This window comes from Neotabrizicola paludis, assembly GCF_044142105.1.
Classification (GTDB): domain Bacteria; phylum Pseudomonadota; class Alphaproteobacteria; order Rhodobacterales; family Rhodobacteraceae; genus Pseudogemmobacter.
Genome location: NZ_JBGTYM010000007.1, coordinates 167,751 through 183,276 on the forward strand (window position 1 = coordinate 167,751; position 15,526 = coordinate 183,276).

Here is a 15,526-nt window from a genome sequence, read left to right on the forward strand (position 1 = left end):
GTCATGCTTGGTCTCACTTCCCTTGCGCGCAAGGTCTTTGGCTCGCCCAATGACCGCAAGGTCAAGGCGGCGCGTCCGCTCGTCGCGCAAATCAACGCCCTCGAACCGGAATTCGCCGCGCTCAGCGACGAAGGCATCATCGCCAAGACCCGCGAATTGCAAAAGCGGGTGCAGGAAGGCGGCGAGACGCTGGATGCCATCCTGCCCGAAGCCTTCGCCAATTGCCGCGAGGGCGCCCGCCGCGCCCTTGGCCTGCGCGCCTTCGACGTGCAGCTGATGGGCGGCATCTTCATGCATCAGGGCAACATCGCCGAGATGCGGACGGGCGAAGGCAAGACCCTGGTCGCCACCTTCCCGGCCTATCTCAACGCCCTGACGGGCCGCGGCGTCCATGTCGTCACGGTGAACGATTATCTCGCCCGGCGCGACTCGGAATGGATGGGCAAGGTCTATGCCCAGCTTGGGCTGACCTGCGGCGTTGTGGTGCCCTTCCAGCCCGAGACGGAAAAGCGCGCCGCCTATCGCTGCGACATCACCTATGCCACCAACAACGAGCTGGGCTTCGACTACCTGCGCGACAACATGAAGGGCAGCGTGGAAGAAATGGCCCAGCGCGGCCATTACTTCGCCATCGTCGACGAGGTCGACTCGATCCTGATCGACGAAGCGCGCACCCCGCTCATCATCTCGGGCCCGGCCCAGGACCGGTCCGAGCTTTACACGCAGATCGACAAGCTGATCCCCAGCCTGACCGAAGAGCATTACAAGCTTGACGAAAAGCAGCGCAGCGTCACCTTCACCGACGACGGCAATGACGCGATGGAGGTTCTCCTCCGCGGCGCGGGCATCCTGCCCGAGGGTCAGCACATGTTCGACCCGGAATCCACCACCATCGTCCACCACATCAACCAGGGCCTGCGCGCGCACAAGCTGTTCTTCAAGGACCAGCATTACATCGTGCGCGACGGCGAGGTCGTGCTGATCGACGAATTCACTGGCCGCATGATGAAGGGCCGCCGCCTGTCGGACGGGCTGCACCAGGCCATCGAGGCCAAGGAAGGCGTCAAGATCCAGGCCGAGAACGTCACTCTCGCTTCGGTCACCTTCCAGAACTACTTCCGCCTCTACGAAAAGCTGGCCGGCATGACCGGCACGGCGGCGACCGAGGCCGAGGAATTCATGCAGATCTACGGCCTTGGCGTCGTGGAAGTGCCGACGAACCGCCCTGTCCAGCGCAAGGACGAACATGACAAGGTCTATCGCACCGCCAAGGAAAAATATGACGGCGTGATCGAATCGATCAAGGAAGCGCATGACCGTGGCCAGCCGATCCTGGTCGGCACCACCTCGATCGAGAAATCCGAATCCATCTCGGCCATGCTCAAGGCAGCGGGGATTCCGCATAATGTGCTGAACGCCCGCCAGCACGAGCAGGAAGCCCAGATCGTCGCCGATGCCGGGCGGTTCGGCGCGGTGACCATCGCCACCAACATGGCCGGTCGCGGCACCGACATCCAGCTTGGCGGCAATGTCGAGATGAAGGTGCTCGAGGCGATCACTGCCGACCCCCATCTTCACCCCGACGAGGTCCGCGCCCGGATCGAGGCCGAACATGCCGATGAAAAGGCGCGCGTGCTCGCTGCCGGCGGCCTGTTCGTGCTGGGCACCGAACGCCATGAAAGCCGCCGCATCGACAACCAGCTTCGCGGCCGCTCGGGCCGTCAGGGCGACCCGGGCCGTTCGGAATTCTTCCTCTCGCTCGATGACGATCTGATGCGCATCTTCGGCTCGGAGCGTCTCGACAAGGTGCTCTCGACCCTGGGCATGAAGGAAGGCGAGGCCATCGTTCACCCCTGGGTCAACAAGTCGCTCGAAAAGGCGCAGGCCAAGGTCGAAGGCCGCAACTTCGACATCCGCAAGCAATTACTGAAATTCGACGACGTGATGAATGACCAGCGCAAGGCGATCTTCGGCCAGCGCATGGAGATCATGCAGGCCGAGGACATTTCGGAAATCGCCACCGACATGCGCCATCAGGTCATCGACGATCTGGTCGACCAGTATCTGCCGCCCAAGACCTACCATGACGACTGGGATCTGGACGGGCTGAAACAGGCGGGCCGCGAGAAGCTGAACATGGACATGCCCGTGGCCGATTGGGCCGCCGAAGAGGGCGTGGACCAGGCGGCCCTGTCCGAGCGGATCATCCAGAATTCCGACACCTACATGGCCGAAAAGACCGCCGCCTTCGGTCGCGAGACCATGGACCAGATCGAGAAGCAGGTTCTTCTTCAGGCGATCGACGGCAAATGGCGCGAACATCTCTTGATGCTCGAACATCTCCGCTCGGTGATCGGCTTCCGCTCCTATGCGCAGCGCGACCCGCTGAACGAATACAAGACCGAGGCCTTCCAGCTTTTCGAATCCATGCTCGAAGGCCTGCGCGTCCAGGTGACCGAACAGCTTTCGCGCATCCGCCCGCTGACCAAGGAAGAGCAAGAGCAGATGATGGCGCAGGTGCTGGCCGCTCAGCAGTCGCGTGGCGCCGCTGTTCCGGTGGCCGCGACCACTCCCGCCGGTGCTCCGCGCGAAGCCGAACCTGCCGGGGCCGCCCCGGCTGCGGCCCCCGTCCCGGGCCTGACCGCGATGGCAGGTGCGCGGCTGGAAGGCTTTGACGAGGCCGATCCCAGCACCTGGGGCAATCCGGGTCGCAACGATGCCTGCCCCTGCGGCTCGGGCGAGAAGTTCAAGCATTGCCACGGCAAGCTGGCCTGATCCTGCCCGCTTTCCAGGGTTGATTGTGGCGAAAACGGGGCGGCTCAGGCCGCCCCTGCGCATTTTGGCGGTTCCCGCCGTGGAAACATTCCGCGAAGCCGCCACGGGATTGCCCGCTTTGTCGGCGACGATAGGCCTGTGAAACAGGTGGGGCCGAATCCATGGATATGAAACGCAGCCTCCTCCGCGCCGGGCTTGTCCTTGCCGTGGCGCTTGGCGCGGGCCATCTGATGCAGAAACTCGCCGACAGCCGGACTCACACGGCCGAGCTTGCCACCCCCCAGCCGAAGAAGATCGAAAAGGTCTCGGCCGGCCCGCAAGCCGCCCCTGCTCCTTCCCCTGCCGCGCCGCAGGTCGCGCTGGCCGCCCTCACCGCCGAAACGCCCAAGCTGCCGCCCCTGACGCTCCTTCCCCGTCTGCCCGTGCTCGCCCCGCCCGCTGCCGCCAAACCGGCGCCCGAGGCCAGTGTCGCGCCCGATTGCACCCCCCGCCTCTCCCTGACCGCCACCCCCCGCGCCATGATCACCCTCGCCCTCAACGCCCCCTGCGCCCCGGGCCAGCGCGTCGTTCTGCGCCATGCGGGCCTTGTTGTGGCCGAACGGCTTGACGCCAAGGGCCAGCTCTCCCTTGATCTCCCTGCCCTCGATGACGCGGGCCAGGTCTCGGTCCTCTTCTCGGATGCCAGCATCACCACGGCCAGCGCCGCTCTGCCAGACACGCCGCTGCCGCGCCGCTTTGCTGTGCAATGGATGGCCGATGACAGCTTCCAGCTCCGCGCGGTCGAGGCCGGCCAGCATTATGGCGACCCCGACAATGTCTCGACCGAAGCCCCGGTTTCCGCCCGGGGCGGCTATCTGATCAGCCTGGGCGATCCGACGCTCGACCTTCCCATGCTGGCCCAGATCTACACCTGGCCCGCCGATGCCAAAACCACCGCCGATCCCGTCATCGAGGCCGCGGTAACCGAGGTGACCTGCGGCCGCGATCTTCTGGGCGAGACGGTCCAGTCGCGGGACGGCAAAGCCACCGTCACCGAGCTGACCGTCGCCATGCCCGGCTGCGATGCTCTGGGTGATATCTTGGTCTTGAACAATCTCGCCGGGAACGTGACACTCGCCGCCCAGAACTAGGGGGCACGGGGTTCCATGCGTTTCAGGACCGGATGCGCGGCAGTTTTCGCCGCGCTGCTCCTCGGCGGCGCCGGCCCGGCCCGGGCGCAGGATGTCACCCTGACCTCGCGCGAGGGCAACATCACCCTCACTGGCACGCTCCAGGGCTTCGATGGCGAATTCTACCGCATCGCCTCGGCCTATGGTCCGCTGACCGTCGATGCCCAGGGCGTGATCTGCGATGGCCCCGCCTGCCCCGACCTCATCGCCCCCAAGGCCGTGATCCGCCTGACCGGCGCCGCCGATCCCGGCACGCGCCTGCTGCCCGGCCTCCTGCGCGCCTTCGCCGCGACCCGTGGCCTGATCTGGCAGGATCAGACCCCGGAAGCGGGTCAGGCCTGGGCCGCCACCCTGCGCGACCCCAGCGGCGACAAGACGCTGGCCGAGCTGTCCTTCGCTCCGACCGATCCCGACAGCGCCACCGCCGCTCTGGCCGATGCCAGCGCCGAGCTTGCCCTCTCGCTGCTCGAAGACCCCCGTTTCACCGCCCGCCCCGTCGCGCTGGACGCGCTGGTGCCGGTCATGGCGCCGGATAACCCCACACCCCGCGTGTCGACCGTGATGCTCGCCAAGGCGCTTTCGGGCGAGATCACCAACTGGGCGCAGATGGGCGGCCCCGACATGCCTCTCGTTCTGCATGGCCTCGCCCCGGAAACCGACATGGCCCGCGCGCTGGCCGCAAGGCTGGGCATGGACCCGGCGATCACCGTCACCCATCCCGACCTTGCCAGCCTCGACGCCGCCGTCGCCCGCGACCCCTGGGCGCTGGCCATCACCGGCCGGTCGGAAACCGCCGCCGCCCGCCCGGTGCCGCTGACCGACAGTTGCGGCTTCCCGCTTCTGCCCACGCCCATCGCGGTCAAGGCGCAGGACTATCCGCTCGCCTTGCCGCTTTACCTGCTTACCCCGCCGCGCCGCCTGCCGCTTCTGGCCCGCGAATTCCTGGAATTCCTCGCCACCCCCGCCGCCGAATCCGTTGTGGCAGGGTCGGGCTATATCGACCGCGCCGTCACCCGCGCGCCGATGACGCAAGATGGCCTGCGCCTGCTCAATGCGATCCGCGGCGCGGGCGAGGATGTGACCCTTGCCGATCTCAAGGCGCTGGCCGCCGTGATGGATGGCGCCGACCGCCTGTCCCTGACCTTCCGGTTCGAGGAGGGCACTTCCACCCTCGACGCCGCCTCGCAGGAAAACCTCGCCCAGCTTGCCCGGCTCATCGCCGCGGGCAGCTATCCTGCCCAGGCGCTGATCCTGGCGGGCTTTTCCGATGGCACCGGCGATGCCAGCGCCAACCGCGCCCTCTCGCTGGAACGCGCCGCCCGCGTGGCCCAGGACCTTGCCGCCCTGGCCCCGGACCTGCGCCCCGACCAGCTTCCCCGCGTCGAAGGCTTTGGCGAGGCCCTGCCCATGGCCTGCGACGAAACCGCCATCGGTCGCCGCCTGAACCGCCGCATCGAGCTTTGGGTCGTGCCCGACTTCACCCCGGATCCCAGCCCGTAGGGCGTGTGCTCGCACGCTCCTTCGCGAAACAACCCGACGCCGCCGGCCACCTTCTATGCTGCCTGCAAGCACATACCATGCAAGGATAGCCGCCCCTCACGCCCTTCGGCTGCGCCCGCTGCCCGAACCACCGCATCGCGCACTGGATTGCCCGACGGCGTCTCGCTCCCGCCATAGGGTGCGTGCTCGCACGCAGCTTCCCCCGGGCAATCCCTCGCCGCGCTCCAAAAGAACCCGCCGTCCTAACCCGCGCCGCAACCTGTATCGCGGATCCCTCGGCGGCGTCCGCCATCGCCAACCCGCCTAGAGATAGCCCTGCGACCGGAAACTCAGCTCGCGCGATTTGCCGATGATCAGGTGATCATGCAGCACGATCCCCAGAACCCGCGCCGCGTCCTGCACCTGAAGGGTCATCGCGATATCGGCCTCCGACGGCGTCGGGTCGCCCGACGGGTGGTTGTGCACCAGAATCAGCGCGCTGGCATTCAGCTCCAGCGCCCGCTTCACCACTTCGCGCGGATAGACCGGCACATGATCCACCGTGCCGCGCCCCTGTTCCTCATCGGCGATCAGCACATTCTTGCGGTCCAGATACAGCAGCCGGAACTGCTCGGTCTCGCGATGCGCCATGGCCGTGTGGCAATAGTCGAGCAGCGCATCCCAGGAAGACAGGACGGGGCGGTTCATCACCCGGGCCCGCATCATCCGCTGGGCCGATGCTTCCACGATCTTCAGCTCCTGCACCACCGCCTCGCCCACGCCCTTGACCATCATCAGCCGCGGAATCGCGGCCGTGACGACCCGGTTGAAATCGCCGAACGTGTCCAGCAGCCGCCGCGCCAGCGGCTTGACATCCTGGCGCGGAATGGCGCGGAACAGCACCAGCTCCAGCAGCTCGTAATCCGGCATGGCCGCGGCGCCGCCTTCAAGGAACCGGCGGCGCAGGCGTTTGCGATGATCGGCGATATAGCTGGGCAGCCGGTCGGGCAGGGCGGCGATCGCCACGACCTCATCCTCGTCCCCTTCGGGGCCGAACAGGGGCAGCGTCGCTTCTGAAAAACCCTTTGCCATGCGCGCAAGCCTCGCATGGCGAGGGTGAAGGAAGGATTAATGACAGATTGCTAGTCCGAACGAGCGAAAAGGAAAACCATCGTCCATCTCGTACAGCGCCAGATGGAATCCACCTAATATAGTGCAGCCTCCCCAGAATCTGTTTGACTCCGAGGGACAACAAAGAAATCCTGTTGTGGATAACTCAGAAGGTTGGTGCCGCCCGACTCGCAATCAGGCAGCACCGTACTCTGAGGTAACTGCAAGGCCGAGCATCGTCCGCAGTTGGCCACCAAGCAAGTCAAGTAGAATCCCTGCTCGACTAGGCTGTCAAGGGCGATCTCACTAACACCGGCAGAGCCCGGAGAAAGTGAACGTCATGTCGAAGAAAGCCCCGTGGCATTCCGTGAAGCAAACCGTCTATCACGACGATACGGACTGCAATACCGGCAACAATATCGAGCGCGAAAACTTGCGGACCGGAACTGGTGGCAAGCCGAAGTGCGCGGAGTGCAAAAAGCTCGATAAATGATGAGCTAGCTAGGGCAGCGTCTAAATTTGGCGCTGCCCTAGCTACGTCAGCCCTTCATCCCGTCCCAGAACCCCTTCACCTTCGAGAAGAAACTCTTGCCCTCGGGATTGTTCTCTTCCGACAGCTTCTCGAATTCGTGCAGCAGTTCTTTCTGCTTGGCGGTCAGGTTCACCGGGGTTTCCACCGCCAGCTCGATCACCATATCGCCCGTGCCCGCGCCGCGCAGCGCCGGCATGCCCTTGCCGCGCAGCCGCATCTGCTTGCCCGATTGCGCCCCGGCCGGCACTTTCACCCGCGCCCGTCCGCCATCGATCACCGGCACTTCCACCTCGCCGCCCAGGGCGGCATTCGGCATCGAGATCGGCACCCGGCAGAACAGATGCACGCCGTCGCGCTGGAAGATCGCGTGCTCCTTCACCTCGATGAAGATGTAAAGGTCGCCCTGCGGCCCGCCGCGCAGCCCCGCCTCGCCCTCGCCGGCCAGCCGGATCCGCGTGCCGGTTTCCACCCCCGGCGGGATATTCACCGAAAGCGACCGCTCGCGCTCCACCCGTCCCGCGCCATGGCAGGTCTTGCAGGGGTTCTTGATCGTCTGGCCCATGCCATTGCAGGTCGGGCAGGTGCGCTCGACCGTGAAAAAGCCCTGCTGCGCCCGCACCTTGCCCATGCCCGAACAGGTCGGGCAGGTCACCGGCTCGGCGCCGCCTTCCGCGCCGGTGCCCCGGCAGGTGTCGCAGGCGACCGAGGTCGGCACGTTGATCGTTTTCTGGACGCCCTTCCAGGCTTCCTCCAGGCTGATGCGCAGATTGTAGCGCAGGTCAGACCCGCGCTGGGCCCGCGCCCGCCCGCCACCGCCGCCGCCGCGGCCGCCCATGAAATCGCCGAACAGATCCTCGAACACGTCGGAAAAGGCCGATGCGAAATCGCCCTGCTGGAACCCGCCCTGCGGCCCGCCGCGCCCGCCGCCCATGCCGTTTTCAAAGGCCGCATGGCCAAAGCGGTCATAGGCCGCCTTCTTCTGCTCGTCCTTCAGGACGTCATAGGCCTCGTTCACTTCCTTGAACTGGGCCTCGGCCTGCGGATTGTCGGCATTGCGGTCGGGGTGCAGCTCTTTCGCCTTCTGGCGATAGGCCTTCTTCAGCTCTTCCGCAGAAGCGCCCTTCGAGGCCCCGAGAATCTCGTAATAGTCGCGTTTTGCCATGCGCAAAACCCCCATCCCGGAACCGGCGAGGGGCGGCCCCTTGCCCGGGCCGCCCCTCTTTCCGGTTCAAGCGGCGTTACTTCCGCTTGTTGTTGCCCAGATCCTCGAAGTCGGCATCGACGATATCATCGTCATCCACCGAGCGCGGGCCACCCTCGTCGCCCTCGCCGCCTTCGGCCTGGCTCGACTTGTAGATCGCCTCGCCCAGCTTCATCGCCGCTTCGGTCAGGTTCTGGATCGCCGAGCGGATCTTGCCGGCATCCTCGCCCTTGAGCGCGTCTTCCAGCGGGCCCATCGCCAGTTCGATCGCCTCGACGGTCGAGGGATCGACCTTGTCGGAATGTTCCGACAGCGACTTCTTGGTCGAGTGCAGCAGGCTTTCGCCATGGTTGCGGGTCTCGACAAGCTCCTTGCGGCTCTTGTCGGCCTCGGCATTCGCCTCGGCATCCTTCACCATCTTCTCGATCTCGTCATCCGACAGACCACCCGAGGCCTGGATGGTGATCTGCTGCGCCCGGCCGGTGCCCTTGTCCTTGGCGTTCACCGACACGATGCCGTTGGCGTCGATGTCGAAGGTCACCTCGATCTGCGGCACGCCACGCGGCGCCGGCGGGATCTGTTCCAGGTTGAACTGGCCCAGCATCTTGTTGTCCGCCGCCATCTCGCGCTCGCCCTGGAACACGCGGATCGTCACCGCGTTCTGATTGTCCTCGGCGGTCGAGAAGACCTGCGACTTCTTGGTCGGGATCGTGGTGTTGCGGTCGATCAGCCGGGTGAACACGCCGCCCAGCGTCTCGATGCCCAGCGACAGCGGCGTCACGTCCAGCAGGACCACATCCTTGACGTCGCCTTGCAGCACGCCGGCCTGGATGGCCGCGCCCAGCGCCACGACCTCATCGGGGTTCACGCCCTTATGCGGCTCTTTCCCGAAGAACTTGGTCACTTCTTCCACGACGCGCGGCATCCGGGTCATCCCGCCCACCAGCACGACCTCGTCGATCTCGTCCTTCGAGACGCCCGCATCCTTCAGCGCCGCCTGACAGGGCTTGATCGACTTCTTGATCAGATCCTCGACCAGGCCTTCCAGCTTGGCGCGGGTCAGCTTCATCACCAGGTGCAGCGGCTGCCCGGTGTTCTTGTCCATCGAGATGAACGGCTGGTTGATCTCGGTCTGCGACGAGGACGAAAGCTCGATCTTCGCCTTTTCCGCCGCTTCCTTAAGACGCTGCAACGCCATCTTGTCCAGCGACAGGTCGACGCCATGCTCTTTCTTGAACTCCTCGGCGAGGTAGCTCACGATCCGCATGTCAAAGTCTTCGCCACCCAGGAAGGTGTCGCCATTGGTCGACTTCACCTCGAACAGGCCATCGTCGATTTCCAGGATGGTGATGTCGAAGGTACCGCCGCCAAGGTCATAGACCGCGATCGTCTTCGATTCCTTCTTGTCCAGCCCATAGGCCAGGGCCGCCGCCGTGGGTTCGTTGATGATGCGCAGCACTTCCAGACCGGCAATCTTGCCCGCATCCTTGGTGGCCTGACGCTGGGCGTCGTTGAAATAGGCCGGAACGGTGATCACGGCCTGGGTGACCGTCTCACCCAGATAGGATTCGGCGGTTTCCTTCATCTTTTGCAGGATGAAGGCCGAGATCTGGCTGGGCGAATACTTCTCGCCGCGCACCTGGACCCAGGCGTCGCCATTGCCCGAATCGACAATGTTATAGGGAACGAGCTTGCGGTCTTTCTCGACTTCCGCATCGCCCACGCGGCGCCCGATCAGGCGCTTGACGGCGAAGACGGTGTTGACCGCATTGGTCACGGCCTGCCGCTTGGCGGGCTGGCCGACCAGACGCTCGCTTTCGGTGAAGCCCACGATCGAGGGCGTGGTGCGCGCGCCTTCCGAGTTTTCGATGACGCGCGGGGCGGAACCATCCATGATGGCGACGCAAGAGTTGGTGGTGCCGAGGTCGATACCGATGACTTTGGCCATGTGCATATCCCTTTCATACAGGCGATCTCCGCCTCGGGGCCCGGACCTTCGGCACCCTTCGGCGGGTTTACATGACGGCCGGGCAGGTGCCCTGTGCCGGACTTGGCGTATATAGGCAGGTGGAATTGCGCCTGCAACGGGCGTGGCGCAGAGTCTGGGGCGAATTTTCGGCGCCAGGGTAAAGACGGGGCGGCAAGGCGGGCCATGGAAAGCGCGTATGAGATCAAGGGCGTTCGCCTCTGGCCCGGCTGGCTTGACCGGCCCGCGCAAGAGGCGATGGTGGCCGACATCCGCGCTGTGGTCGCCGCGGCGCCTTTGGTCGCCCCCGTCACGCCCGGCGGGCGGCAGATGTCGGTGCGGATGACGGCGGCGGGGCGGCTGGGCTGGGTGACTGACCGCAAGGGCTATCGCTATGACCCGCAGCACCCGCAGGGCACGGACTGGCCGCCGATCCCGGCCTCGGTTCTGGCCGTCTGGCGCGCGCTGACCGGCCTCGCGCGCGATCCCGATTGTTGTCTGGTGAACTTCTACGGCGAAGGCGCCCGTATGGGCTTGCATCAGGACCGCGACGAGGGCGACTTCTCCTTTCCCGTCCTCTCGATCAGCCTGGGTGACGAGGCCCTCTTTCGCATCGGCGGGGTAGAGCGGTCAGACCCCACGCAAAGCGTCTGGCTCCGCTCGGGCGATGTCCTTCTGATGGGTGGGCCTGCGCGGCTGGCTTGGCATGGCATCGACCGCCTTCGCCCCGGCTCCTCCACGCTTCTGCCCAAGGGCGGGCGGCTGAACCTGACCCTGCGTGTCGTCGCCTGACCGCGCCCTTGCGGCCATGATTCGCGGCGCCCCGCCAAAACAGGTTAACGTCCGTCCCGCCCCCCGGCAGGGAAGACTTTGGCAAGACAATCGGAAGACCTTGGGAAGACATCACGAACCGCGGCCCGGACCCGGATTAACGCAGCGAGTCCAAGCCCCTCACCCTGCCCGATCCGGCAAGCTTCGCCCTTCACCATGGGGTGCTAGGCTACCGTTCAGCACGGGTGTGGCGGCACCGGGCCGGGTGCACCCCGCCACCTCTCACCGATGGTCCAGCGTGCAGCAGCCCGACAGAAGCGCATTGCCATCCGGACTTTCGATGAACAGCTTCGCGGCAAAGCCGAATTGCCGGTCAGACATCCCGTCCGTGCACCATTCCCGGCTGATCGTCAGGTTGAACACCCGCTCCGGTCCTGCTTCGGCGCGAACATGGAAACCCTGCATTGCCACCGCCTCGGTCACTTCGCCCAGATCCGTGCGCGGCGTGTCGGGCGTCGTCCATTCCGCCCCCTGCTCGAACAGGCCCAGCGACCAGAAAGGCTCCGTCCCCAGGCAGGTCATCGGCCGCGGCACCAGCGCCGGATCCAGCACCGGCTGGCGCTCCAGATAGGCCAGCGACACCCAGCCATTGCCCTCGCCGCCCGCCGCCACCTTGCCCCACTTCCCGTCCGGCGAGATCTCGAGCACTTCCACATTCAGCGCCTGCGGCCCGATCGTGCCCAGCACCGTCGCCCCCGCGCTCGGCTCGGCCCGGATGTTCAAGAGGTCGTTTCCATCCACGCCCTTCACCATGAAGGCCGCAGGCAGCGTGCCGGCGCGCAGCGGTGCCGCCGCACCGCCGGCCAGGGCCAGCCCCAGAAGAAACCCCGCGCCCGGCCGGAACAAAGACGTTGATTTCAATGCCGTTTCCCCCAGCTGAGCGAGGCGTAGCGCGAGGTGAAGAACTGCCCCATCAGCCCGATCATGATACAGGCCAGCGCGCAATAGACCGGGTAGTCGATCGATGTGTAGCGCGGGTGATAGTTCAGGAACGTATAGCCCCGGCCCTGGTCGATCGTGTGGAACAACGGGTTCCATTCGAACCAGCTGCGCAGCTTGGGCGAGGCCATATTGGCCACCACCATCTTGCCGCTGGCGATCATGTTTGCCCTTGCATAGATCGTCGCCAGGATGCCCACCACCTCGGGTTGCCATGGCTTGGCGGCATAGAAGATCAACCCGATCGCCGCGCCGGAAAACCACGACAGCACGAACATTCCCACCATGCCGACCGGATCGTGAAAGGTCAGCGGCGCGATCAGCGTGTGGTAAAACAGGATGATCACCGCCGCCGAAAAGGTCTGCTGATACAGCGAGGCCAGCGCCGCCGCCGAAACGGCGACGATCGGATTCATCGGCGCATGCATCATCATCGGCGAGGCCGGGGCATCTGCCCCCGAGACGGCGCCCAGCGCCTTGGTATGGGTCAGGAACATGAAGACGCCCGACATCACATACAGGATGAAATCGCCGCGAATGGCGATGCGCTTCAGCCCAAGGATTTGGAACATCACCACAAAGATGACCAGGACAAGCGCCGACTGGACGACATTCATAACCATGCCGTAGACGGCATTGCCATGCGACTTGCGCAGGTTGCGCACCGTGACATGGTAGATCAGTTCGAGAAGCTCGAACCCCGTCCGCAACCTCGTGGGTCGTGCCGTCTCTGCCCGGAACATCCGGCCCTCCGCCCGCCTCTATCCCCGCGATCATCATCGGGAAATCTTGCCGTTCCCTTGCGCGCAGAGGATAAGGGCCAAGGCGCGCCAAAAGCAACAGCCGCGCCGGGCCGCAAGAAAGAAGGAGAGACCGATGGATTTCGACCGCCTCATCCCCGTCCTGCGCCGCCTGGCGCTCGAAGCTGGCGACCGGATCATGGAGGTCTATAACGGTCCCGATTTCGAGGTGAAGGCCAAGGGCGATTCCAGCCCCGTGACCGAGGCGGACGAAGCCGCCGATGCCCTGATCTCGGCCGGCCTGCGCGCGGAGTTTCCCGATGTGGTGCTGATCACCGAGGAACAGGCCGACAGCCACGCGCTTTCGGCGGCCACCTTCCTGATCGTCGATCCCCTTGATGGCACGAAGGAATTCGTTCAGCGCCGCGGCGATTTCACCGTGAACATCGCCTATGTCCAGGATGGCGTGCCCCTGCGCGGCGTCGTCTATGCGCCCGCTCAGGGCCGCCTCTTCTACACCCTGGCCGATGGCTCGGCGGTCGAGGAGACCGGCGCGCTTGACAAGGCGGCCCCCGGCCCGCTGAAACCCATCGGCGTCTCCACCCCCGACAACCGCGCCCTGATGGTCGTGGCATCCAAGTCGCACCGCGACCAGGCGACCGATGACTACATCGCCCGCTACGCCGTGGCCGATATGAAATCCGCAGGCTCCAGCCTGAAATTCTGTCTTGTCGCCACGGGCGAGGCCGATCTTTACCCCCGCCTTGGCCGCACGATGGAATGGGACACCGCCGCTGGCGACGCCGTCCTGCGCGGTGCGGGCGGGCAGGTGGTGCGCTTCGACGACCACAAGCCGCTTTCCTATGGCAAGTCGGGCTGGGACAACCCCTTCTTCATCGCCTATGCCCCCGGGGTGCTGCTCAAGTGAAGACGCTCGTCGCCATCCCGGCCCGCTATGCCTCGACCCGCTACCCGGGCAAGCCGCTCGTCACCCTGCGCGGCCCCGATGGCGACAAGACCCTGATCCGCCGAAGCTGGGAAGCCGCATGCCAGGCGCGCGGCATCGACCGCGTCGTGGTGGCGACCGACGATACCCGCATCGCCGATCATGCCGCGGGCTTCGGCGCCGAAGTGGTGATGACCTCTTCCGATGCCGCCAACGGAACCGAACGCTGCGCCGAGGTTGCCGCCGCGCTGCCCGGCTATGACATCGTCGTCAACCTTCAGGGCGACGCCCCGCTGACGCCGCCCTGGTTCGTCGAGAATCTGGTCGCGGGCCTTGCCGCCGATCCCGAGGCCTGGATCGCCACGCCCGTCCTGCGCTGCGACGGTGCCGCCCTTGCCAGCCTTCTGGCCGACCGCCGCGCCGGTCGTGTTGGCGGCACCACCGCCGTCTTCGGTGCGGGGATGCGGGCGCTCTACTTCTCGAAAGAGGTGATTCCCTTCACCGCCCGCGCCTATGGCGCCGATGAAGACACGCCGGTCTTCCACCATGTCGGCGTCTACGCCTATCGCCCCGCGGCCCTCGCGGCCTATCCGAGCTGGCCCAGCGGTCCGCTGGAAGGGCTGGAGGGGCTGGAACAGCTCCGTTTCCTTGAACAGGGCCGCCCCGTGCTTTGCGTCGAGGTCAAGGCAAATGGCCGCCGCTTCTGGGAGCTGAACAACCCTTCCGACGTCAGCATCATCGAAGATATTCTCGCGGGGTTTGCCCAACTGCCCTGAAACTGGCCCCCGGGGCCCCTATCCGCACAAGGGGTAGACCCTATGCGAAATTCCCCCACCGTCGGCGGAATTTCCCATATATGCCAAAGATCCGACACTTTACATTGGAATGTAGTCTATCAAGCGGTAGCTTTGCCGCAGCCGGCACAACCCAAGAGCCAGAGCATGAAAATCAAGAAAGTCACCAAGGCCGTGTTCCCTGTTGCGGGCCTCGGCACGCGTTTCCTTCCCGCCACCAAGTCGGTCCCGAAAGAGATCATGACCCTGGTGGACCGCCCCCTGATCCAATACGCCATCGACGAGGCGCGCGCCGCCGGGATCAAGGAATTCATCTTCGTCACCGCCCGCGGCAAGTCAGCGCTGGAAGATTATTTCGACACCGCGCCCGAGCTTGAGGCCGAGTTGAAGAAGAAGGGCAAGACCGATCTTCTTGAGATCCTCAAGGACACCAACATGGATTCCGGCGCCATCGCCTATGTGCGTCAGACGCGTGCGCTGGGCCTGGGCCATGCCGTCTGGTGCGCCCGCCGCCTGATCGGCGACGAGCCCTTCGCCGTCCTGCTGCCCGATGACGTGATCGCCGCCGAAAAGCCCTGCCTCCAGCAGATGGTCGAAGCCTATGCCCAGACCGGCGGCTGCATGGTTGCCGCGATGGAAGTACCCCCCGCCAAGGCTTCGGCCTATGGTGTCCTGGATATCGCCGAAGATATGGGCGGCATCGTCAAGGCCAAAGGCATGGTCGAAAAGCCCAAGGCCGAGGACGCGCCCTCGAACCTGGCCGTGATCGGCCGCTACATCCTGACGCCCGAGGTTCTGAACAACCTCAACCGCATGAAGCAGGGCGCAGGCGGCGAGATCCAGCTGACCGATGCCATCGCCGAAGAGGTTGACTCCAAGACCGGCGTCTATGGCTTCCGCTTCCGCGGCCTGCGCTATGATTGCGGGTCCAAGGCGGGCTTCCTTCAGGCCACCGTCGCCTTCGGCCTGTCGCGCCCCGACCTGCGCGACGAATTTTCGGTCTATCTCAACGACATGATGGCCCAGCTCAAGGCGGCGCAATAA

General features: G+C 65.3%; 13 protein-coding genes. 8 read left to right on the forward strand and 5 right to left on the reverse strand.

The features are described from left to right. The first annotated feature begins 3 nt into the window (after window positions 1-3). From secA to ACED67_RS15485, 3 genes are all read left to right on the forward strand, one after another. Window positions 4-2,775, forward strand: a complete 2,772-nt coding sequence (gene secA / locus ACED67_RS15475) for a preprotein translocase subunit SecA (protein WP_395542611.1) — start codon at window positions 4-6, stop codon at window positions 2,773-2,775. Between the two features lie 161 nt (window positions 2,776-2,936). Further along, window positions 2,937-3,905 (forward strand): hypothetical protein, encoded by a 969-nt coding sequence (locus ACED67_RS15480; protein WP_395542612.1) that lies wholly within the window; start codon window positions 2,937-2,939, stop codon window positions 3,903-3,905. A 15-nt stretch (window positions 3,906-3,920) separates the two neighbouring features. Beyond that, window positions 3,921-5,444, forward strand: coding sequence for an OmpA family protein (locus ACED67_RS15485; protein WP_395542613.1), 1,524 nt, complete (start codon window positions 3,921-3,923; stop codon window positions 5,442-5,444). Between the two features lie 303 nt (window positions 5,445-5,747). Here ACED67_RS15485 and radC read toward each other — a convergent pair whose 3' ends face one another. Continuing rightward, the gene (radC, locus tag ACED67_RS15490) at window positions 5,748-6,515 is read right to left on the reverse strand and encodes a RadC family protein (protein WP_395542614.1); all 768 of its coding nucleotides are present in this window, start codon (window positions 6,513-6,515) and stop codon (window positions 5,748-5,750) included. Between the two features lie 358 nt (window positions 6,516-6,873). Here radC and ACED67_RS15495 point away from each other — a divergent pair, with 358 nt between their 5' ends. Continuing rightward, window positions 6,874-7,026, forward strand: a complete 153-nt coding sequence (locus tag ACED67_RS15495; protein ID WP_395542615.1) for a hypothetical protein — start codon at window positions 6,874-6,876, stop codon at window positions 7,024-7,026. 46 nt (window positions 7,027-7,072) lie between these two features. Here ACED67_RS15495 and dnaJ read toward each other — a convergent pair whose 3' ends face one another. Then, window positions 7,073-8,227, reverse strand: coding sequence for a molecular chaperone DnaJ (gene dnaJ, locus ACED67_RS15500; protein ID WP_395542616.1), 1,155 nt, complete (start codon window positions 8,225-8,227; stop codon window positions 7,073-7,075). A 76-nt stretch (window positions 8,228-8,303) separates the two neighbouring features. Next, the gene (gene dnaK / locus ACED67_RS15505) at window positions 8,304-10,214 is read right to left on the reverse strand and encodes a molecular chaperone DnaK (RefSeq protein ID WP_395542617.1); all 1,911 of its coding nucleotides are present in this window, start codon (window positions 10,212-10,214) and stop codon (window positions 8,304-8,306) included. A 204-nt stretch (window positions 10,215-10,418) separates the two neighbouring features. Between dnaK and ACED67_RS15510 the strand changes: the two genes are divergently transcribed. Continuing rightward, entirely contained in the window at window positions 10,419-11,024 is a 606-nt protein-coding gene (locus ACED67_RS15510) for an alpha-ketoglutarate-dependent dioxygenase AlkB family protein (protein ID WP_395542618.1), read from the forward strand. Between the two features lie 261 nt (window positions 11,025-11,285). On the opposite strand, the gene ACED67_RS15515 is transcribed toward ACED67_RS15510, so the two are convergent. Both ACED67_RS15515 and ACED67_RS15520 read right to left on the reverse strand, forming a co-directional pair. Next, a complete protein-coding gene (locus ACED67_RS15515) occupies window positions 11,286-11,924 on the reverse strand; it encodes a COG3650 family protein (RefSeq protein WP_395542619.1) in 639 nt (212 codons plus the stop codon). Continuing rightward, window positions 11,921-12,745, reverse strand: a complete 825-nt coding sequence (locus ACED67_RS15520; protein ID WP_395542620.1) for an ABC transporter permease — start codon at window positions 12,743-12,745, stop codon at window positions 11,921-11,923. The genes ACED67_RS15515 and ACED67_RS15520 overlap by 4 nt, the downstream gene beginning before the upstream one ends. A 133-nt stretch (window positions 12,746-12,878) precedes the next feature. On the opposite strand from ACED67_RS15520, the gene cysQ reads away from it, so the two are divergent. The 3 genes from cysQ (at window position 12,879) to galU (ending at window position 15,526) form a co-directional block, all read left to right on the forward strand. Continuing rightward, complete coding sequence (gene cysQ / locus ACED67_RS15525; protein ID WP_395542621.1) at window positions 12,879-13,670, forward strand: 3'(2'),5'-bisphosphate nucleotidase CysQ; 792 nt, start codon at window positions 12,879-12,881, stop codon at window positions 13,668-13,670. After that, window positions 13,667-14,464: a 3-deoxy-manno-octulosonate cytidylyltransferase gene (locus ACED67_RS15530; RefSeq protein WP_395542622.1), complete on the forward strand. Its 798-nt coding sequence runs from the start codon at window positions 13,667-13,669 to the stop codon at window positions 14,462-14,464. Before cysQ ends, ACED67_RS15530 begins: the two co-directional genes overlap by 4 nt. A 165-nt stretch (window positions 14,465-14,629) precedes the next feature. After that, the gene (galU, locus tag ACED67_RS15535; protein WP_395542623.1) at window positions 14,630-15,526 is read left to right on the forward strand and encodes a UTP--glucose-1-phosphate uridylyltransferase GalU; all 897 of its coding nucleotides are present in this window, start codon (window positions 14,630-14,632) and stop codon (window positions 15,524-15,526) included.